This is a genomic window from Janthinobacterium sp. PSPC3-1, assembly GCF_049896105.1.
In the GTDB taxonomy this organism is placed as follows: Bacteria; Pseudomonadota; Gammaproteobacteria; order Burkholderiales; family Burkholderiaceae_D; genus Janthinobacterium.
Window position 1 is genome coordinate 22,027 of sequence record NZ_JAFCTQ010000006.1, and the last position, 20,102, is coordinate 42,128.

Sequence of the window (20,102 nt, forward strand, 5' to 3'; positions counted from 1 at the left end):
ACTGATATTGCTGATATGCACTATTGTCAAGCAATCATGCACAGTGCCGGTGCGCGCCCGGCATGGCTTTGGAATTTGCGGCACGCCTGGCAATTTGCACTTGCGGCAGGGCGCGCATGCTAAAATCGTACGCTTGACTGTTGGGCGTGCCTGACAAAAAGCCGATGGCGGCGCTGCTCTCCTGCAACCGTCCCGCCCCTTTTGCCAGCCACTCCACGACAACAGCCGCCCAGGATATGCAGTATTGCGTCATACATTGCGTAGCAGATAAGTTAACCACAGCCTGAGATCAGTCGAACCGCCAATGGATCAATTCGCAAAAGAAACAATCCCTATTTCCCTCGAAGAAGAGATGCGCAAGAGCTACCTCGATTACGCCATGAGCGTGATCGTCGGTCGGGCCTTGCCTGACGCGCGTGATGGCTTGAAGCCAGTGCACCGCCGCGTCCTGTTCGCGATGCATGAAATGAACAACGTGTGGAATCGCCCTTACGTCAAGTGCGCCCGCGTGGTCGGCGAAACCATGGGTAAGTACCACCCCCACGGCGATGCGTCGATCTACGACACCTTGGTGCGCATGGCGCAAGATTTTTCGCTGCGCTACATGCTCGTCGATGGCCAGGGTAACTTCGGTTCCGTCGACGGCGACGCCGCCGCCGCCATGCGTTACACCGAGTGCCGCCTGGACAAGATCGCCGGCGAACTGCTGGCCGACATCGACAAGGACACCGTCGACTTCGTGCCCAACTACGATGGCAAGGAAAAGGAACCGTCGGTCCTGCCGACCCGCATTCCGAATCTGCTGATCAACGGTTCGTCCGGTATCGCCGTCGGCATGGCGACCAATATTCCGCCACACAACATCACCGAAGTGATCAACGGCGCGCTGCACGTGCTGCGCAATCCGGACTGCACGATCGATGAACTGATCGAACTGATCCCGGCGCCGGACTTCCCGACCGCCGGCATCATCTATGGCGTCTCGGGCGTGCGCGACGGGTACCGCACCGGCCGTGGCCGCGTGGTGATGCGCGCCAAGACCCACTTCGAGGAATACGGCAAGGACGGCGGGCGCATCGCCATCATCGTCGACGAGCTGCCATTCCAGGTCAACAAGAAATCCCTGCTGGAACGCATCGCCGAAAACGTGCGCGACAAGAAGCTGGAAGGCATTTCCGACATCCGCGACGAGTCCGACAAATCGGGCATGCGCGTGGTGATCGAGCTGAAACGCGGCGAAGTGCCGGAAGTGGTGCTGAACAATCTGTACAAGCAGACCCAGTTGCAGGACACCTTCGGCATGAACATGGTGGCGCTGGTCGATGGCCAGCCGAAGCTGCTGAACCTGAAGCAGATGCTGCAATGCTTCCTGTCGCACCGCCGCGAAGTGGTCACGCGCCGCACCGTGTTCGAACTGCGCAAGGCGCGCGAACGCGGCCACGTGCTCGAAGGCCTGGCCGTTGCGCTGGCCAATATCGATGACTTCATCGCCATCATCAAGGCCGCGCCGACGCCGCCGATCGCCAAGGTCGAGCTGATGGCGCGTCCATGGGATTCGTCCGTGGTGCGCGAGATGCTGGCCCGCACCGGCGACGGCAATACGCCGGGCGGCGTGGATGCGTATCGTCCGGAAAACCTGCCGAAGCACTACGGCATGCAGGCCGACGGCCTGTACAAGCTGTCGGACGACCAGGCGCAAGAGATTCTGCAGATGCGCCTGCAACGCCTGACCGGCCTGGAGCAGGACAAGATCGTCAACGAGTACAAGGAAGTGATGGAACATATCGCCGACTTGCTCGACATCCTGGCCAAACCGGAACGCGTGACCGTCATCATCACCGACGAAATGACGCTGGCGATGAACGAATACGGCGCCGGCAAGAAGGACGTGCGCCGTTCGCAGATCGAACTGAACGCGACCGACCTGGAAACCGAAGACCTGATCACCCCGCAGGACATGGTGGTGACCCTGTCGCACACCGGTTACATGAAGGCGCAGCCGATCAGCGAATACCGCGCGCAGAAGCGCGGCGGACGCGGCAAGCAGGCGATGGCGACCAAAGAGGAAGACTGGATCGACCAGCTGTTCATCGCCAACACGCACGACTACATCCTGTGCTTCTCGGATCGTGGCCGCATGTACTGGTTGAAGGTATGGGAAGTGCCGCAAGGCTCGCGCAACTCGCGCGGTAAACCAATCGTCAACATGTTCCCGCTGCAGGACAACGAAAAGATCACCGTGATCCTGCCATTGTCGGGCGAGAACCGCACGTTCCCGGAAGACCATTATGTCTTCATGTCGACCAGCCTGGGCACCGTCAAGAAGACGCCGCTGAAGGACTTCAGCAATCCACGCAAGGCCGGCATCATCGCGGTCGACCTGGACGACGGCGACTTCCTGATCGGCGCGGCGCTGACCGACGGCAAGCACGACGTGATGCTGTTCTCGGATTCGGGCAAGGCGGTGCGCTTCGACGAAAACGATGTGCGTCCGATGGGCCGCACGGCGCGCGGCGTGCGCGGCATGAACCTGGAAGAAGGCCAGCACGTGATCGCGCTGCTGGTGGCAGAGAACGAGCAGCAGTCGGTGCTGACGGCCACCGAAAACGGTTACGGCAAGCGTACGCCGATCCTCGAGTACACGCGCCATGGCCGTGGCACGAAAGGCATGATCGCGATCCAGACCAGTGAGCGCAACGGTAAAGTGGTTGCCGCCACCCTGGTCAACACGACCGACGAAATCATGCTGATCACCACCGGTGGCGTATTGATCCGCACCCGCGTGTCGGAGATCCGCGAAATGGGCCGCGCCACGCAAGGCGTGACCCTGATCGCGGTGGAGGACGGCACCAAGCTGTCTGGCCTGCAGCGCGTGGTCGAAACCGATATCGACGAAGTCGAGCTGACGACGGAGGCCGCTGCGGTACCGGTGGCGAGCGTCGATCCGGCCGACCCGGCGAGCGACGAGACGGACCCGGCGCAGCCGGAGTAAGATGATTGGGGCTCTTTCGGGAGCCCCAATTGCTATTGCGCGCGCTTTTTACCCTATTCAATACTGAACCGCCATGAGAAAAATCGTCGCCACTTTTTTTGCCGCCTTTTCGCTGGCCTTTCTTGCCACCCTGCCGGCCCTGGCCCAGAGCACCCAGGCGGCGCCCGCGCGCCAGATCGCGCCCAGCCCGGCCATGAAGGTGGCCGTGCGCCGCATGCTGGACGCGATGCAGTTCCCCGCGCTGACGCGGCAGATTTTCGACCAGATGCTGCAATCGGTGCCGGCCATGATGCGCCAGGCCGCCGTGCAGAATATCAGCGGCAACGCCGAGCTCACGGAAGAGCGCAAGGCGCGCGCGCTGGCCAATGCGGAAGAGGAGATTCCGCTGGCCGTGGCCACCCTGACCCAGGTGCTGGGCGACCAGAGCCTGATCGACGAATTGGGCGCCGAAATGGTGCCCTTGTACGCACGCTATTACACGGTGCAGGAAATCGAGCAACTGACGGCGTTCTACCAGACGCCGCTGGGCCGCAAGATGCTGGCCACCATGCCGCAACTGTCGGCCGAGTCGATGGCGATCAGCCAGCGCGTGCTGATTCCCCGCGTCAACGCCGTGCTGGAACAAGTCCTGCGGGCGGCCACGCAGCCGCCGCATTAACAATCTGAGGAATGCATCGTGACCCAAGCTGTCGTCAACCCGATTTATAACTTCTCCGCCGGCCCCGCCGTGCTGCCCAAGGAAGTGCTGGCGCAAGCCGCAGCCGAAATGCTGGACTGGCATGGCAGCGGCATGTCGGTGATGGAAATGAGCCACCGCGGCCCCGAATTCATTTCCATCTACAAGCAGGCCGTGGCCGACCTGCGCGAGCTGCTGGCCGTACCCGACAACTACAAGATCCTGTTCCTGCAGGGTGGTGGCCTGGGCGAAAACGCCATTATCCCGATGAACCTGGTGGGCCTGGCGGCAAACCAGCCGGCCACCATCGACTTCGTGCAGACGGGTTCGTGGTCCGGCAAATCCATCAAGGAAGCGGCCAAATATGCCAAGGTGAATGTGGCCGCTTCGTCGCAGGCGGCCGGTTTCACTGGTGTGCCGCCAGTCGATGAATGGAAGCTGACGCCGGGCGCCGCCTACCTGCATATCTGCACCAACGAAACCATCGACGGCGTCGAGTTCCAGCAGGCGCCGCAAGTCCCCGCCGGCACCACCATCGTCGCCGACATGTCCTCGCATATTTTGTCGCGGGTGGTCGACGTGTCGCAGTACGGCGTGATCTTCGGTGGCGCGCAGAAGAATATCGGCCCGGCCGGCCTGACGGTGGTGATCGTGCGCGACGACCTTCTGGGCCATGCGCTGCCGATTTGCCCGTCGGCCTTCGACTGGGCCAACGTGGCCGAACACGAGTCGATGTACAACACGCCGCCCACCTATGGCATCTATATCGCCGGCCTGGTATTCCAGTGGCTGAAAAAGCAAGGTGGCGTGGCGGCCATGGAACAGCGTAATATTGAGAAAGCGGCGCTGCTATACGCGGCGCTGGACGCGGACGACTTCTACCAGAACCGTGTCGCACCACCATACCGTTCGCGCATGACGATCCCGTTCTACCTGCGCGACGAAAGCCTGAACGACGCCTTCCTGGCCGGCGCGAAGCAGCGCGGCCTGCTGCAACTGAAGGGCCACAAGTCCGTCGGCGGCATGCGCGCATCGATCTATAACGCGATGCCGATCGAAGGCGTGCAAGCCCTGGTCGATTATTTGAACGAGTTTGCCGGACGCTGACGTCGCATCGACGAGCGCCGGCCGCCGCCGGCGCAGGCCGTGCGGCCATGATTGAAGTACAGCTGACGAAACAACACCATGACCGATAAATTGAAACCCCTGCGCGAACAGATCGATGCGATCGACGCGCAAATCCTCGACCTGCTGAACCGCCGCGCGCTGATCGCGCAGGAAGTGGGCCATGTGAAGGCCGAAACCCAGGCGCCCGTGTTCCGCCCCGAGCGCGAAGCGCAGGTGCTGCGCGGCGTGGCCGAGCGCAACCCCGGCCCGATGGGCGACCGCGAAGTGCAGACCATCTTCCGCGAAATCATGTCGTCCTGCCGCTCGCTGGAAAAGCGCGTCACCGTCGCCTACCTGGGCCCGGCCGGCACCTTCAGCGAGCAGGCCGTGTACCAGCAGTTCGGCAGCGCCGTCGAAGGCCTGCCGTGCGCCTCCATCGATGAAGTGTTCCGCTCGGCCGAAGCGGGCACGGCGGACTTTGGCGTGGTGCCGATCGAGAATTCCTCGGAAGGCGCCGTCAACCGCACGCTGGACCTGATGCTGCAAACGAGCCTGATCATCAGTGGCGAAGTGTCGATCGCCGTGCATCACAGCCTGATGACGAAGAGCGGCAATATGGACGGCGTGACCTCGATCTGCGCCCACTCGCAGGCGCTGGCCCAGTGCCAGGTATGGCTGAACCAGCACTACCCGAATATCGCGCGCCACGCCGTGGCCTCGAACGCGGAAGCGGCGCGCCTGGCCGGCGAAGACGGTGCGGTCGCGGCGATTGCCAGCGAACTGGCCGGCGCCCAGTACAAGCTGGGCGTGGTCAAGGGCCATATCCAGGACGACCCGCACAACCGTACCCGCTTTGCCGTGGTGGGAACGCTGCAAACGGCGCCGTCGGGCAAGGACCAGACCTCGCTGGTACTGGCCGTGCCGAACAAGGCCGGCGCCGTGTATCAGTTGCTGGCGCCGCTGGCCAAGCACGGCGTGTCGATGACGCGCTTCGAGTCGCGCCCGGCCCGCATGGGCAGCTGGGAGTATTATTTCTATGTCGATGTGGAAGGCCACGTGCACAACCCGGCCGTGGCGCAGGCGCTGGCTGAACTGCAGGGCAATGCGGCGTTCTTCAAGGTGCTGGGGTCGTATCCGGTCAGCTTGTGACGCCAACGGTGGTGTCGGATTACGGCCTGCGGCCTAATCCGACCTACAATAAGCCGTAGGTTGGGTTAGCGCAGCGTAACCCAACAACAGCCACCAGCCCAATCAATTACCAACTTTTAAAGCACACCATGTCTAAAAATATCGGTCCTGAATACGTCCGCGCCATCGCTCCTTACCAGAGCGGCAAACCGATCGCGGAAGTTGCGCGTGAATTCGGTCTCGACGAAGCCTCCATCGTCAAGCTGGCCTCGAATGAAAACCCGTATGGCATGCCGGACTCGGCCAAGCAGGCGATGATCGCCGCCATCGATGACCTGGGCCGCTACCCGGACGCCAACGGTTTCGACCTGAAAGCCGTGCTGTCGCAGCGCTATGACGTGCCGGCCGACTGGATCACCCTGGGCAACGGCAGCAACGATATCCTGGAAATTGCCGCGCACGCGTTCGTGCAGCACGGCCAGGCGGTCGTGTATTCGCAGTATTCCTTTGCCGTGTATGCACTGGCCACGCAGGGCCTGGGCGCGCGCCACCTGGTGGTGCCGGCGCAGGCCTATGGCCATGACCTCGACGCGATGGCCGCGGCCATTACCGACGACACGCGCCTGCTGTTTATCGCCAATCCGAACAACCCGACCGGCACCTTTTTGTCGGCCGCGCAGATCGAAGCGTTTCTGCAGAAAGTGCCGCAGCATGTCGTCGTCGTGCTGGACGAAGCCTATAACGAATTCCTGTCGGCCGACGACCAGTACGAGTCGACCGACTGGGTGCGCCAGTATCCGAACCTGGTGGTGTCGCGCACCCTGTCGAAGGCGTATGGCCTGGCCGGACTGCGCGTGGGCTTTGCCATCGCCCAGCCGGTGCTGACGGACCTGATGAACCGTATCCGCCAGCCGTTCAATGTGAACTCGATGGCGCAGGCAGCCGCGATCGCCGCCCTGAACGACAAGGAATTCCTGGAAAAAAGCGCGCGCAACAACGCGGCCGGCTACCAGCAGTTCACGGAAGCATTCGAGGCGCTGGGCCTGGAATATGTGCCGTCGCACGGCAACTTCGTGCTGGTGAAAGTGGGCGATGACGACGAAGCCGGTGCGCGCGTCAACCTGGCATTGCTGAAACAGGGCGTGATCGTGCGTCCGGTCGGCAGCTATGGCTTGCCGCAATGGCTGCGCATTTCCATCGGCCTGCCGCAGGAAAACGCCATCTTTATCGCCGCGCTGACGAAAGCGCTGGCTTGATCCCATGATGACGCCTGGATTGAACAAGGTTGTCATCTTTGGCGCGGGCCTGATCGGCGGCTCGTTTGCGCGCGCCCTGAAGCATGCGGGCGCGGTCCACAACGTGGTCGGCATGGGCCGCTCGCAGGCGTCGATGGCGCGCGCTTTGGAACTCGGCATCATCGACGAGATAGGCGGCGACATGGCCGAAGCCTTGAACGGCGCCGACCTGGTGCTGCTGGCGGCGCCCGTGGCGCAGACCGGCGCCATCCTGGCGGCGATCGCGCCGCATCTGCGGCCGGGTACCATCGTCACCGATGCGGGCAGCACCAAGTCCGATGTGGTGCTGGCGGCGCGCGAGGCGTTGAAAGACAAGGTGGCGCAGTTCGTGCCCGGCCACCCGATCGCGGGCCGCGAAACCAACGGGCCGGATGCGGCCATTATCGATCTGTACCAGGGCAAGAAAGTGGTGCTGACGCCCTTGGCGGAAAACGCTGAAGCCGATGTGGAGAAAGTGGCTGCCGCCTGGCGCGCCTGCGGCGCCATTTTGCATACCTTGAGCCCCGAAGAACACGACAAGGTATTTGCCGCCGTCAGCCATCTGCCGCACTTGCTGGCCTTTGCGCTGGTCGACGATATCGCCAACAAGCCCCATGCCGGCCTGCTGTTTCAATATGCGGCCAGCGGTTTTCGCGACTTTACGCGGATTGCCGGCTCGTCGCCCGAAATGTGGCGCGATATCAGCCTGGCCAACCAGCCGGCGCTGCTGGCCGAGCTCGATTCCTATATGGCGCAGCTGAGCGCCTTGCGCGCGCACCTGGCGGCCAAGGATGGCGCGGCGATTGAACATGTCTACGTCAACGCACAGCACGCGCGGCAGCAATGGATAGAGGCGATTGAAACGGCGGAAACACCGGCGCCTACCTAAAATTTTTGAAGGATTGAGCATGACCCAGACCAAGCACTACCCCCACCATATCGATCTGAAGCCGGTGATCCACGCCGAAGGCACGGTGCGCCTGCCCGGCTCGAAAAGCATCTCGAACCGCGTGCTGCTGCTGGCCGCGCTGGCCAAGGGCACGACCAAGATCGTCGACCTGCTGGCCTCGGACGACACTTTCGTCATGCTGACCGCGCTGACCTCGCTGGGCGTGAAGTGGACCCAGGATGAACTCGACCTGAATGCGGATGCCGCCAGCTTGCACCAGGTGCACCATGTGGAAGGCTGCGGCGGCGTGTTGCCGAATCACGAAGCGGATCTGTTCATGGGCAATGCCGGCACGGCGATCCGCCCGCTGACGGCGGCTCTGGCCGTGATCGGTGGCGATTACACGCTGCACGGCGTATCGCGCATGCACGAGCGTCCGATCGGCGACCTGGTCGACGCGCTGAACGCGGTCGGCACGCAGATCGAATACACGGGCGAGCACGGCTTTCCGCCGCTGCGCATCCGCCGCGGCCATATCCATGCCCAGCGCATCGCCGTGCGCGGCAATGTGTCGAGCCAGTTCCTGACGGCCCTCCTGATGGTGGCGCCTTTGATGGCGCGCGACCATGCGGTGACCATCGACGTGACGGGAGAACTGATCTCGAAGCCGTATATCGAAATCACGCTGAACCTGATGCAGCGCTTCGGCGTGACGGTCGAACATGACGGCTGGCAGTCGTTCACGGTGCAGCCTGGCCAGCAGTATCAAAGCCCCGGCACCATCCACGTCGAAGGCGACGCCTCGTCGGCGTCCTACTTCCTGGCGGCCGGCGCGATCGGCGGCGGCCCGGTGCGGGTGGAAGGCGTGGGGCGCGACAGCATCCAGGGCGATGTGCGTTTCGTCGAAGCCCTGCAGCAGATGGGCGCGACGATTACCATGGGCGAGAACTGGATCGAGGCGCGCTCGAACGGGCCCCTGAAGGCGGTCGACATGGACTTCAACCATATTCCCGACGCGGCCATGACGATCGCGGTGGCGGCGCTGTATGCGGACGGCACCAGTACCTTGCGCAATATCGCCAGCTGGAGGGTGAAGGAAACCGACCGCCTGGCGGCGATGGCGACCGAATTGCGCAAGCTGGGCGCCGAAGTGGAAGAGGGCGCCGACTACCTGCGCGTGACGCCGCCGGCCGAGATCTCTGCCGCCACCATCGACACCTATGACGACCACCGCATGGCGATGTGCTTTTCGCTCGCCTCGCTGGACGGCGCCGCCCGTCGTGGCAATGAAATGCGCATCAATGACCCGAAATGCGTGGCCAAGACCTTCCCCGAGTATTTCGCCGCGTTTGCGGGGATTGCCAAAGACACTTTGATTTAATCGATAAAGCCAACCATGTCCACAACCCATATCCCGGTCATCGCCATCGACGGCCCCACCGCTTCCGGCAAGGGCACGGTGGCGCACCGCGTGGCCGACAAGCTCGGCTTTCATTATCTCGATTCGGGCGCGCTGTACCGCCTGACAGCGCTGACGGCGCTGCGCCGTGGCACCGACCTGCGCGACGAGCACGCGCTGGCCAAGCTGGCCGAACATCTGCCTTGTCACTTTGCCAATGGCGAGATCTTGCTGGCGCATGAAAACGTCACCGAGCAGATCCGCGCGGAAGAGGTCGGCAACACGGCATCGAAGATTGCCGTGCTGCCAACCGTGCGCCATGCGCTGGTCAGCCTGCAGCTGGGTTTTCGCAAGACGCCGGGCCTGGTGGCCGACGGGCGCGACATGGGCACGGTGATCTTTCCGCATGCCCAGTTGAAAGTGTTTTTGACGGCCAGTGTCGAGGCGCGCGCGCAACGGCGTTACAAGCAATTGATAGACAAGGGTTTTTCTGCTAATATGGAAGACCTTCTGATGGATTTGCAGGCGCGGGACGAACGTGATACTCACCGTGCGATTGCGCCGCTGGTCCCCGCGGAAGGGGCGCATGTGCTCGATACGTCGGCGATGACGGCTGATGAAGCCGTCGACACCGTGTTGAAATGGCATGCAGCTGCAATGAAATAGCGTGAGCTATGTGGTGCCCGTTGACGGCTCCTGGCCTGTCCGGGTGTGTCAAAAACCTAACCCAGTTTAAGTCGCATCGTGCGATCTCTGCTGGATAACCTGTGTGAACCCTATGTCTACTGTTACAACTAACGAATCTACCGGTATGGAAAGTTTTGCTGCGCTCTTCGAGGAATCGTTGTCGCGTCAAGATATGCGCTCCGGCGAAGTTATTTCCGCTGAAGTCGTGCGCCTCGACCACAATTTCGTGATCGTTAACGCCGGCCTCAAATCCGAAGCATTCATCCCTGTCGAAGAATTCAAGAACGACCACGGCGAACTGGAAGTCAAAGTTGGTGACTTCGTTTCCGTGGCGATCGAATCGCTGGAAAACGGTTTCGGCGATACCATCCTGTCGCGCGATAAAGCCAAGCGTCTGGCTTCGTGGCTGGCCCTGGAAAAAGCGATGGAATCGGGCGAAATCGTCGTCGGTACCGTCAATGGCAAAGTCAAAGGCGGCCTGACCGTCCTGACCAACGGCATCCGCGCATTCCTGCCGGGTTCGCTGGTTGACACCCGCCCAGTAAAAGATACCACCCCATTCGAAGGCAAGACCCTCGAATTCAAGGTCATCAAACTGGACCGCAAGCGTAACAACGTGGTTCTGTCGCGTCGCGCCGTCATCGAAGCTTCGATGGGCGAAGAGCGTCAGAAACTGATGGAAACGCTGAAAGAAGGCACGGTCGTGACCGGCGTCGTCAAAAATATCACCGACTACGGCGCGTTCGTGGATCTGGGCGGTATCGATGGCTTGCTGCACATCACCGACCTGGCATGGCGCCGTGTACGTCACCCGTCGGAAGTCCTGACGGTTGGCCAGGAAATCACCGCCAAAGTCCTGAAATACGATCAAGAGAAAAACCGTGTTTCGCTGGGCGTGAAACAACTGGGCGACGATCCTTGGACCGGTCTGTCCCGTCGTTACCCACAAAGCACCCGTCTGTTCGGTAAAGTAACGAACCTGACCGACTACGGCGCATTCGTTGAAGTGGAACAAGGTATCGAAGGTCTGGTACACGTTTCCGAAATGGACTGGACGAACAAAAACGTTGCTCCTAACAAAGTTGTCCAACTGGGCGACGAAGTAGAAGTAATGGTTCTGGAAATCGACGAAGAGCGTCGTCGTATTTCGCTGGGCATGAAACAGTGCAAAGCCAATCCATGGGACGACTTCGGTGTTACCCATAAGAAAGGTGACAAAGTCCGCGGCGCGATCAAATCGATCACCGACTTCGGCGTGTTCATCGGCCTGGCCGGCAACATCGACGGTCTGGTGCACCTGTCCGACCTGTCCTGGACCGAAACCGGCGAAGAAGCCGTGCGTCGCTTCAAGAAAGGTGACGAACTGGAAGCCATCGTTCTGGCCATCGACGTTGAGCGCGAGCGCGTTTCCCTGGGCGTCAAGCAACTGGAAGGTGACCCATTCAACAACTTCGCAGCCATGAACGACAAAGGCTCGCTGGTAACCGGTACCGTTAAATCGGTTGAGCCTAAAGGCGCCGTGATCCAACTGTCCGAAGAAGTTGAAGGCTACCTGCGCGCTTCCGAAATCTCGCGCGACCGCGTTGAAGATGCTGGTACGCACCTGAAAGTTGGCGACACCGTTGAAGCAATGGTGCTGAACATCGACCGCAAAGCCCGTGGTATCCAACTGTCGATCAAAGCGAAAGACAACGTTGAAACCCAGGAAGCCATGCAGAAGATGGCCGCTACCGACAACAACGCAGCTTCGGGCACCACCAGCCTGGGCGCCTTGTTGAAAGCCAAGTTCGATAACAAGAACTAAGACTGCGGATACTGGCAGATGACAAAATCCGAGCTGATCAACCGCCTCGCTGAGCGTTATTCTCAGCTGGTGGCGAAAGATGCGGAGTATGCCGTCAAGACCATTCTCGATGCGATGACCAACGCCCTGGCGACCGGCCAGCGCATCGAGATCCGCGGTTTTGGCAGTTTTGCCCTGAACAGCCGGCCACCGCGCATCGGCCGCAACCCGAAGTCGGGCGACAAAGTGATGGTGCCTGAAAAACGGGTGCCCCACTTCAAGCCGGGCAAACAGTTGCGCGAGCGCGTGGACGCGATGGTCGGACAACCGATCATCGAGGATTAATCGTCTGCTGGAAGGCGGAAAACAAAGAGCGGCGTCCTTGGATGCCGCTTTTTTTTGTTAATATGGCGAAGCTTTGTGCCGTGTGGCACGAACCCCCTTTGTATTGCCGTTTTTCTTGGTCTGGACCTATCGATGAAAATCATCTCCACCATCGTTGGCTGTGTTCTTTTCGTCCTGTTCTTCGGCTTTGCGCTGAAGAATGCGCAGGTGGTCGACCTGCATGTCTTCCTCAATTATGAAATCCGTGGTCCGCTGGTCCTGATGCTGCTGGGCTTTTTTGTCGCCGGCGCCAGCCTGGGCGTACTGGCCCTGACACCGACCGTGTTCCGCCACCGCCGTGAAGCGACCCGGCAAAAAACCACGATCGCCGCGCTGCAGACTGTCGGCGTGTCGTCGAATGTGCAGCCGCAACCGGACGGCGTCAGCACCCAGCCTTGATGCTGCGGTCTTCCTTTTTCCTTTTATACGAATAAAAACTATCGCATGGAATTTGAACTCTGGTGGTTCCTGGGCATCCCCCTGTTTTTTGCACTGGGCTGGATCGCCGCGCGCGTCGACATCCATCAGCTGGTGTCGGAATCGCGCAGCCTGCCGCGCAATTACTTCAAGGGCCTGAATTTCCTGCTCACCGAACAGCATGACAAGGCGATCGACTCCTTTATCGAAATCGTCAAGCTCGATCCCGAATCGGCCGACATGCACTTCGCGCTGGGCAACCTGTTCCGCCGCCGCGGCGAGACGGAACGCGCCATCCGCGTCCATCAAAACCTGCTGGCGCGCCCGGACCTGCCGCAGGAACAGCAGGTGCACGCCGCTTATGAGCTGGGCATGGATTACCTGAAAGCGGGCCTGCTGGACCGTGCCGAAGAAACCTTCAATGGCCTGGTCGAGACGCAATATGCGGTGCAGGCACGCCGGGCGCTGCTGGAAATCTTCCAGCGCGAAAAGGAGTGGCCACGCGCCATCGAAGCGGCGCTGGGCTTGCAGGAATCGGGTGCCGGCGCGCGCCAGAAGGAAATCGCGCAGTTCTATTGCGAGCTGGCGCATGACGCGCTGGTGCATCTGAAACCCGACGAAGCCATGCCGCTGCTGGAAAAAGCGCTGCAGACCGACCGCAAGAGCGTGCGCGCCACGATATTGACGGGCGATGTGCTGCTGGCGCGCGGCGACGTGGAAGAAGCGATCATGACCTGGCGTCGCGTCGAGCAGCAAAGCGTGCCGCACGTGGCGCTGGTGGCGCAGCGCCTGATGGATGGATACAGCAAGCTGGGCCGCCCGCAGGAAGGCATCAACCTGCTGCGTTCCTACCTGGAGGAAGCGTCGTCGATCGATTTGATCGAAGTGGTGTTCAAGGCGGTGCTGGACCTGGACGGCGTCGACGCCGCCAAGCAGCTGGTCAGCGCCGAGCTGCGCCGCACGCCGACCCTGCTGGGCCTGGACAAGCTGCTCGAAGCGCGCATGATGGACGCGCCGGCGGCGATCTGGTCCGAATTGTCGATGGTGAAAAACCTGGTGCACGGCTACACGCAAAAGCTGGCCCGCTACCAGTGCAGCCACTGCGGCTTCAAGGCGCGCCAGTTCTATTGGCACTGCCCCGGCTGCAACAAGTGGGAGACTTACCCGCCGCGCCGCACAGAAGAACTCAACGTCATGAACTGATTCGTACACGTCACCTTGCCTCGGGCAATGTGGCGTGTACTTCTATGTAAGACCTGCTTTTTATCCATACGGTACAACCATGAAAATCACCATTATCGGCACCGGCTATGTCGGCCTCGTCACGGGCGCCTGCCTGGCTGAGCTGGGCAATGACGTTTTTTGCCTCGATCTCGACGCGAAAAAAGTCGAACTGCTCAACAACGGCGGCATCCCCATCCATGAACCTGGCCTGGAAGAAGTCGTGTCGCGCAACCGCGCCGCCGGCCGCCTGACCTTTTCCACTGACGTGGAAGCGGCCGCCCATCATGGCGTGCTGCAGTTCATCGCCGTCGGCACGCCACCCGACGAAGACGGCTCGGCCGACCTGCAATACGTGCTGGCCGCCGCGCGTGGCATCGGCAAGTACATGAACGAATACAAGGTTATCGTCGACAAGTCGACGGTACCGGTCGGCACGGCCGAAAAAGTGCGTGCCGCGATCCAGGCCGAACTGGACCTGCGCGCCACCTATGCCACGTTTTCTGTCGCCTCGAACCCCGAGTTCCTCAAGGAAGGCGCGGCCGTGGAAGACTTCATGCGGCCCGACCGCATCGTGATCGGCGTCGATACGACGCCGGAAGGCGAGCGCGCGCGCGACCTGCTGCGCAGCCTGTACGCGCCGTTCAACCGCAACCGCGAGCGCACCTACTGGATGGACGTGCGCTCGGCCGAGTTCACCAAGTACGCGGCCAACGCCATGCTGGCCACGCGCATCTCGTTCATGAATGAACTGGCCAACCTGGCCGACAAGGTCGGCGTCGATATCGAAGCGGTGCGCCGCGGCGTCGGTTCCGATCCGCGCATCGGCTACAGCTTTTTGTACGCCGGTTGCGGCTATGGCGGTTCGTGCTTCCCGAAAGACGTGCAGGCGCTGGAACGCACGGCCCGTGGCCACGGCCAGGAACTGCTGATACTGCGCGCCGTCGAAGCCGTGAACGACAGGCAAAAACATATCCTGGGCGGCAAGGTGATCACACGCTTCGGCAATGACCTGGCCGGGCGCCACTTCGCCATCTGGGGCCTGGCCTTCAAGCCGAACACGGACGACATGCGCGAAGCGTCGGCGCGGGTGCTGCTGGCCGATTTGCTGTCGCGCGGCGCCACCGTGGCCGTGTATGACCCGGTGGCGATGGCGGAGGCGCAGCGCGTGCTGCAGCTGGACCTCACATCGGAGCAACTGGCGAACATCCGCTATGCCGACAGCCCGTCCGACGCGCTGGTCGACGCCGACGCGCTGGTGATCGTGACCGAGTGGAAAGCGTTCCGCAGCCCCGACTTCGAGCTGATCAAGAAGCGCTTGAAACAGCCGGTGATCTTTGACGGCCGCAACCTGTACGAGCCGGACAGCATGGCCATGCATGGTATCGAATACCACGGCATCGGCCGCTCGATCAAGGTGCCGGCATGAGCGCGCACGAGGTGGCAAGCTTGACGGCGCCCGACAGCCTGGCCAGGGTACGCCTGCTGGTGGTGGGCGACGTGATGCTGGACCGTTACTGGTTTGGCGACGTCAGCCGTATTTCGCCGGAAGCGCCGGTGCCGATCGTGCGCATCGAGAAGCGCGAAGAGCGCCTGGGCGGTGCGGCCAACGTGGCGCGCAATGCGGCCGCGCTGGGCGCGAAGACCAGTTTGCTGGGCGTGGTCGGCGACGACGAGGCGGGCAGCCAGGTCGAGCGCCTGCTGGGCGAGGACGGCATCCGCAGCCACCTGCAGCGCGATGCCGCCATTTCCACCATCATCAAGCTGCGCGTGATCGGCCGCCAGCAGCAGATGCTGCGCATCGATTTCGAGGATGCGCCCAGCGATACGGTGCTGCGCGACAAGCTCAAGCAGTTCAATACCCTGCTGCCCGACTGCGACGTGGTGATTTTGTCCGACTACGCCAAGGGTAGTTTGGTGAATGTGGCCGACATGATCAAGGCGGCGCGCGCGGCCGGCAAGATCGTGATGGTCGATCCGAAAGGCGACGATTTTTCGCGCTACGCGGGCGCGTCGGTGCTGACGCCGAACAAATCGGAACTGCGCCGCATTATCGGCAACTGGAGCACGGAAGAGCAGTTGACCGAGCGTGCCCAGCAGATGCGCTCGCAGCTGGGCCTGGACGCCTTGCTGCTGACCCGTTCGGAAGAGGGCATGAGCTTGTACACGGCCGATGAGGTGCTGCATATGCCAACCGACGCGCGCGAAGTGTTCGATGTGTCCGGCGCCGGCGACACGGTGATCGCCACCATGGCCGCCATGCTGGGCGCCGGCATGGGCCTGGGCGACGCCGTACGCACGGCCAACCGCGCCGGCGGCATCGTGGTTGGCAAATTGGGCACGGCCACCGTCACGCGCGCGGAACTGTTCCCGCAATAAATCTTCCGTACCGCCTGCGCCAGTTCGCTTGATCTGGCGCAGGCCTTCCGCTGCGCCACCTCCGCCGGCCCATGCCGCGTCCGCTAAACTTCGATGACGGCCAGGCGCTGTCTTGTCTGCCGTTTCAGTGTTCTTCAACCACACTACGGAGACTTTCCCATGTTTAAACAACTTGTATTGGCCGTGGCTACCCTTGCCGCGACAATGGGCCTGGCCATGGCCCAGGTGGACGTCAACAAGGCCGACCAGGCGGCGCTCGACAGCGTCAAGGGTATCGGCCCGGCGACCTCGAAAGCCATCATCGATGAACGCGCCAAGGGACCGTACAAGGACTGGTCCGACTTTGAAACCCGGGTCAAGGGCATCGGCCCGAAAAGCGCCGTCAAGCTGTCCGAAGCGGGCTTGCAGGTCAATGGCCAGGGCAAGGCCGGGGCGGTCAAGCCGGCGGTGAAAGTGGCCGAGAAAAAATAAGCGTTCAGTCGGCAGTTCCTTGCAAGCCGGCCGGCACATTGCCGCGCAAGGTATCGATCACCAGCCGCAGCCGCGCCGTCATGGCGCGCGAGGCGGGCCAGGCGGCGTACAGGGGCAGGCCCGGTCCCGCGTACGCTTCCAGCACCGCTTGCAATTGCCCGCTGGCCAGTTCTTGCTCCACCAGCCAGCGCGGCAGCTGCGCCAGGCCATGGCCGGCCAGCGCCGCCTGCTTGACCGCTTCCAGATTGCCCAGGCGCAGGCGTGCGCTGATTTTCATGCTGAGGTGCACGCTGATGCTCCCGTTGGCCTCGCGCAGTTGCCAGGCTTCCAGCTGCTCATCACGCAGCATGCCGATGCAGGCATGGCCGTTCAAGGCGCCAGGCGTCGCTGGCGCGCCATGCCGCGCCAGGTAGGCCGGCGCCGCGCACACCACCAGCTTTTGCATGCCCAGCTGGCGCGCCGCCAGGCTGGCACTGTCGTCGAGCAGGCCGATGCGCACGGCCAGGTCGCAGCCTTGCTCGGCAAAGTCGACCGGCTGGTTGGAAAAGCGCGCCTCGATTTCCAGCGCCGGGTAATCCCCGGCCAGCTTGAGCAGCAGCGGCATGACCCAGTCGCGCCCCAGCAGCACCGGCACGGCGATGCGCAGGCGGCCCGCAGGCTGCATACGGCGCTCGGCCAGCGCATTTTCCGCCTGTTCCAGTTCCGCCAGCGCCCGCACGCAGCTGTCGTGGAAGGCCAGGCCTTCGTCGGTCAGCGACAGGCTGCGCGTGGTGCGGTGAAACAGGCGCACATCCAGCCGTTGTTCCAGCCGCGCGACGGCCTTGCCCACGCTCGATGGCGACAGGCCCAGCTGCTGTGCGGCGCGGCTGAAGCTGCCGGCCTCGACGGCTTGCACAAAGGCGCGGATGCCGGCAAAGCGTTCATTGGAAATCATGCGGTGCCTTGTAATTGATTCGATCGTCATGGTATCAAATCATGCGAATGAGTGGCCAGACTGCCGCCTTGCCGTCGCCAATAAAATCATGGGCCGAACCAGGCAAGGAACTCCATGAACAACACTTCAAGCAATCGCCGCCGCTGGCTGGCCTTGGCGGGCATCGCCATTGCCAGTTTTCTCGGCTGTATCGATTTCACCATCGTCAATACCGCCATGCCCGCGATCCAGCACAGCCTGCAGGCCGATGTGGAACAGGCGCAATGGATCGTCACCATTTTCGTGATGGCCCTGTCGGCCTGCATGGTGGCCGCCGGCCGCCTGGCCGACCTGCTGGGCCGGCGCCGTTTGCTGTACGCGGGCATGCTGGTGTTTGGCGCGGCCTCGCTGGGCGCTGGGCTGGCGCAGTCGATGGCGGCGCTGATCGCCTGCCGGCTGCTGCAGGGCGTGGCCTGCGCGGCGCTGTACACGACCTCGGCCGCCATCGTCGCCCATGCCTTTCCCGACAGCGAGCGGGGCAGGGCGCTGGGGCTGCTGTTCGCGGCCAATGGGCTGGGGCTGGCGATCGGGCCCGTCGCCGGTGGCCTGCTGGTGGCCAGCCTCGGCTGGCGCTCGGTGTTCCTGCTCAACGTGCCGCTGATCGCGCTGGCCTTCCTGCTGTGCCTGGGCCGGGTGGACGCATCGCGCGGCGTGCGTGCACGTTTCGACGTGGCGGGCTTTGTGCTGCTGGCCGTGGCCTTGCCCTGCCTGCTGCTGGCGATCGCCCAAGGCGGCGCCTGGGGCTGGTGGTCGAGCTTGACGCTGGGCACGGCGGGCGCGGGCCTGGCATTGCTGCTGGTATTCGTGCTGGTCGAGCGCAAGGTGGTATCACCGCTGCTGCAGCCGGGCCTGTTCGTCAACGGGCGTTTCCTGCTGGCCGCGCTGGCCAACTTTTCGCTGGCGTTTTTCTATTGCGCCGCGTTTTTCCTGCTGCCCTTGTACCTGAGCGAAGTGCGCGGCCAGGGCAGTGCCGCCATCGGCTGGCTGCTGTTGCCGGTGACTGCCGTGATGGCTTGCGTGTCGCCGCTGGCCGGGCGCGCCGCCGATCGCCATGGCACGGCGCCGCTGCTGGTGACGGGTTTTGCTTTCCTGGCGCTGTCGGCCGCCATGCAGGCCAGTTTTACAAGCGACTCCGGCTGGACGTGGGTGATCGCGGCGCTGGCTGTCATGGGTATCGGCTGGGGCTGCATCCTGGGGCCGGCCACCGTGGCCGCGCTCGCGTGCGTGCCGCCTGCGCTGGCCAGCGTGGCGATGGGCGCCTCGTGGACCTTGCACAATCTTGGCGCGGCGCTGGGCCTGACGATCGCCAGCATGGTCTTCCAGGCGGCCGGCGGCGCGGCGCACTTCCAGGCCGGTTTCCGTGCCGCGCTGTGGCTGTTGTGCGGGCTTAGTCTGCTGACCCTGGCGCTGCTGCTGGCGGGCTGGCGGCGGCACGGCGCAGCGGCGCCATCAACTGCCCGCCCAGGCTGACCGGCATGGCGGCCTCGATGCCGACCGCCTCGGGCCACGCGCGCGGCAGGTAATGGGTGCCGAACACGCGGTCCAGGAAAGGCAGGGTCGAGGCGTAGTTGCGGTTGATATGGTCGAACTTGCTGTGATGCCAGTGGTGGAAGGCGGGCGTGGCGACCAGCCATTCCAGCGGGCCGAAACGCCAGCGCAGGTTGGCGTGGATAAAAAAGCCCCACACGGTGCCCACCAGCAGCAGCGCCACGGGCGCGGCGCTGCCGGCGGCGCCTGGACCTGCCAGGCCCAGCAGATACAAGGGCGTCATGCCGAACAAACGCGTGACCACCATGTCGACCGGGTGCGTACGGGTATTGGCCAGGAAATACATGTGACTGGTGCTGTGGTGCACGGCATGAAAACGCCACAACCATGGTATTTCATGGCTGAGCCTGTGCCCCCAGTAAGTACCGACTTCGCCGATCAGCAAGCCCAGCGCCACCTTGGCCCATAGCGGCAGCGCGCCCAGCGCGGCGGGCACGGCATCGGGCAGCAGCCGCTGTCCGGCTACCGCGACCAGCGCCAGCGGGGCCGCCAGCAGCAGGGCCGGCAGCAGGCTGCTGAGAAAATAAAAGCCCAGGTCGCCGGCCAGTTCCCGCTTGCTGCGGCCGGCGTGGCGCTGGCCAAAAAAACGTTCCAGCGGCACGAACAGCATGGTCAAGGCGAGCAGCCAGATGCCCAGGCGCAGCACGTCGACGGCCAGGCCGGGCAAATGGGAGAGGATGGCTTGCAGCGAGCTCATGGCGAGATGTGAAAAGTGGAATCAAAGCAAAAAATCCGGACGGGCAAGGCCGGTCCGGATCAGTCTGCGCCAGCGCC

General features: G+C 62.9%; 18 protein-coding genes. 16 read left to right on the forward strand and 2 right to left on the reverse strand.

Features of this window, described 5'->3' with window-relative positions; translation table 11 throughout:
- Nucleotides 1-304: 304 nt before the first annotated feature.
- From gyrA to ACP7B7_RS08775, 15 genes are all read left to right on the forward strand, one after another.
- Nucleotides 305-2,992 carry a DNA gyrase subunit A gene (gene gyrA, locus ACP7B7_RS08705; protein ID WP_426076415.1) on the forward strand — a complete coding sequence of 896 codons (2,688 nt, stop codon included), beginning with the start codon at nucleotides 305-307 and terminating at the stop codon, nucleotides 2,990-2,992.
- A gap of 73 nt (nucleotides 2,993-3,065) precedes the next feature.
- Complete coding sequence (locus tag ACP7B7_RS08710) at nucleotides 3,066-3,650, forward strand: DUF2059 domain-containing protein (RefSeq protein ID WP_308922580.1); 585 nt, start codon at nucleotides 3,066-3,068, stop codon at nucleotides 3,648-3,650.
- A 15-nt stretch (nucleotides 3,651-3,665) separates the two neighbouring features.
- The gene (gene serC / locus ACP7B7_RS08715; RefSeq protein ID WP_308925819.1) at nucleotides 3,666-4,775 is read left to right on the forward strand and encodes a 3-phosphoserine/phosphohydroxythreonine transaminase; all 1,110 of its coding nucleotides are present in this window, start codon (nucleotides 3,666-3,668) and stop codon (nucleotides 4,773-4,775) included.
- 78 nt (nucleotides 4,776-4,853) lie between these two features.
- Nucleotides 4,854-5,924 carry a prephenate dehydratase gene (gene pheA / locus ACP7B7_RS08720; protein ID WP_308922579.1) on the forward strand — a complete coding sequence of 357 codons (1,071 nt, stop codon included), beginning with the start codon at nucleotides 4,854-4,856 and terminating at the stop codon, nucleotides 5,922-5,924.
- A gap of 128 nt (nucleotides 5,925-6,052) precedes the next feature.
- The gene (gene hisC / locus ACP7B7_RS08725; RefSeq protein ID WP_308922578.1) at nucleotides 6,053-7,159 is read left to right on the forward strand and encodes a histidinol-phosphate transaminase; all 1,107 of its coding nucleotides are present in this window, start codon (nucleotides 6,053-6,055) and stop codon (nucleotides 7,157-7,159) included.
- Nucleotides 7,160-7,163: 4 nt separating this feature from the next.
- Nucleotides 7,164-8,066, forward strand: a complete 903-nt coding sequence (locus ACP7B7_RS08730) for a prephenate dehydrogenase (protein ID WP_308922577.1) — start codon at nucleotides 7,164-7,166, stop codon at nucleotides 8,064-8,066.
- Nucleotides 8,067-8,085: 19 nt separating this feature from the next.
- On the forward strand, nucleotides 8,086-9,447 hold the full coding sequence (gene aroA / locus ACP7B7_RS08735; protein WP_426076416.1) for a 3-phosphoshikimate 1-carboxyvinyltransferase: 1,362 nt from the start codon (nucleotides 8,086-8,088) through the stop codon (nucleotides 9,445-9,447).
- Between the two features lie 15 nt (nucleotides 9,448-9,462).
- Nucleotides 9,463-10,131: a (d)CMP kinase gene (gene cmk / locus ACP7B7_RS08740; RefSeq protein WP_426076417.1), complete on the forward strand. Its 669-nt coding sequence runs from the start codon at nucleotides 9,463-9,465 to the stop codon at nucleotides 10,129-10,131.
- Between the two features lie 112 nt (nucleotides 10,132-10,243).
- On the forward strand, nucleotides 10,244-11,956 hold the full coding sequence (rpsA, locus tag ACP7B7_RS08745) for a 30S ribosomal protein S1 (protein WP_071650172.1): 1,713 nt from the start codon (nucleotides 10,244-10,246) through the stop codon (nucleotides 11,954-11,956).
- Between the two features lie 18 nt (nucleotides 11,957-11,974).
- Nucleotides 11,975-12,280, forward strand: a complete 306-nt coding sequence (locus tag ACP7B7_RS08750) for an integration host factor subunit beta (RefSeq protein ID WP_008446215.1) — start codon at nucleotides 11,975-11,977, stop codon at nucleotides 12,278-12,280.
- 132 nt (nucleotides 12,281-12,412) lie between these two features.
- Nucleotides 12,413-12,718 (forward strand): LapA family protein, encoded by a 306-nt coding sequence (locus tag ACP7B7_RS08755; RefSeq protein WP_426076418.1) that lies wholly within the window; start codon nucleotides 12,413-12,415, stop codon nucleotides 12,716-12,718.
- A 45-nt stretch (nucleotides 12,719-12,763) separates the two neighbouring features.
- Complete coding sequence (gene lapB, locus ACP7B7_RS08760; protein WP_426076419.1) at nucleotides 12,764-13,939, forward strand: lipopolysaccharide assembly protein LapB; 1,176 nt, start codon at nucleotides 12,764-12,766, stop codon at nucleotides 13,937-13,939.
- A 79-nt stretch (nucleotides 13,940-14,018) separates the two neighbouring features.
- The gene (locus tag ACP7B7_RS08765; protein WP_426076420.1) at nucleotides 14,019-15,386 is read left to right on the forward strand and encodes a UDP-glucose dehydrogenase family protein; all 1,368 of its coding nucleotides are present in this window, start codon (nucleotides 14,019-14,021) and stop codon (nucleotides 15,384-15,386) included.
- Complete coding sequence (gene rfaE1, locus ACP7B7_RS08770; RefSeq protein ID WP_426076421.1) at nucleotides 15,383-16,336, forward strand: D-glycero-beta-D-manno-heptose-7-phosphate kinase; 954 nt, start codon at nucleotides 15,383-15,385, stop codon at nucleotides 16,334-16,336. Before ACP7B7_RS08765 ends, rfaE1 begins: the two co-directional genes overlap by 4 nt.
- 159 nt (nucleotides 16,337-16,495) lie before the next feature.
- Nucleotides 16,496-16,807: a ComEA family DNA-binding protein gene (locus ACP7B7_RS08775; RefSeq protein ID WP_308922570.1), complete on the forward strand. Its 312-nt coding sequence runs from the start codon at nucleotides 16,496-16,498 to the stop codon at nucleotides 16,805-16,807.
- A 4-nt stretch (nucleotides 16,808-16,811) separates the two neighbouring features.
- Here ACP7B7_RS08775 and ACP7B7_RS08780 read toward each other — a convergent pair whose 3' ends face one another.
- Nucleotides 16,812-17,741 carry a LysR family transcriptional regulator gene (locus tag ACP7B7_RS08780; protein WP_308922569.1) on the reverse strand — a complete coding sequence of 310 codons (930 nt, stop codon included), beginning with the start codon at nucleotides 17,739-17,741 and terminating at the stop codon, nucleotides 16,812-16,814.
- A 114-nt stretch (nucleotides 17,742-17,855) separates the two neighbouring features.
- Here ACP7B7_RS08780 and ACP7B7_RS08785 point away from each other — a divergent pair, with 114 nt between their 5' ends.
- A complete protein-coding gene (locus tag ACP7B7_RS08785; RefSeq protein WP_308922568.1) occupies nucleotides 17,856-19,250 on the forward strand; it encodes an MFS transporter in 1,395 nt (464 codons plus the stop codon).
- Here ACP7B7_RS08785 and ACP7B7_RS08790 read toward each other — a convergent pair.
- Nucleotides 19,168-20,025 carry a sterol desaturase family protein gene (locus ACP7B7_RS08790; protein WP_308922567.1) on the reverse strand — a complete coding sequence of 286 codons (858 nt, stop codon included), beginning with the start codon at nucleotides 20,023-20,025 and terminating at the stop codon, nucleotides 19,168-19,170. The two genes, ACP7B7_RS08785 and ACP7B7_RS08790, sit on opposite strands and share 83 nt — an antisense overlap.
- Nucleotides 20,026-20,102: the final 77 nt, after the last annotated feature.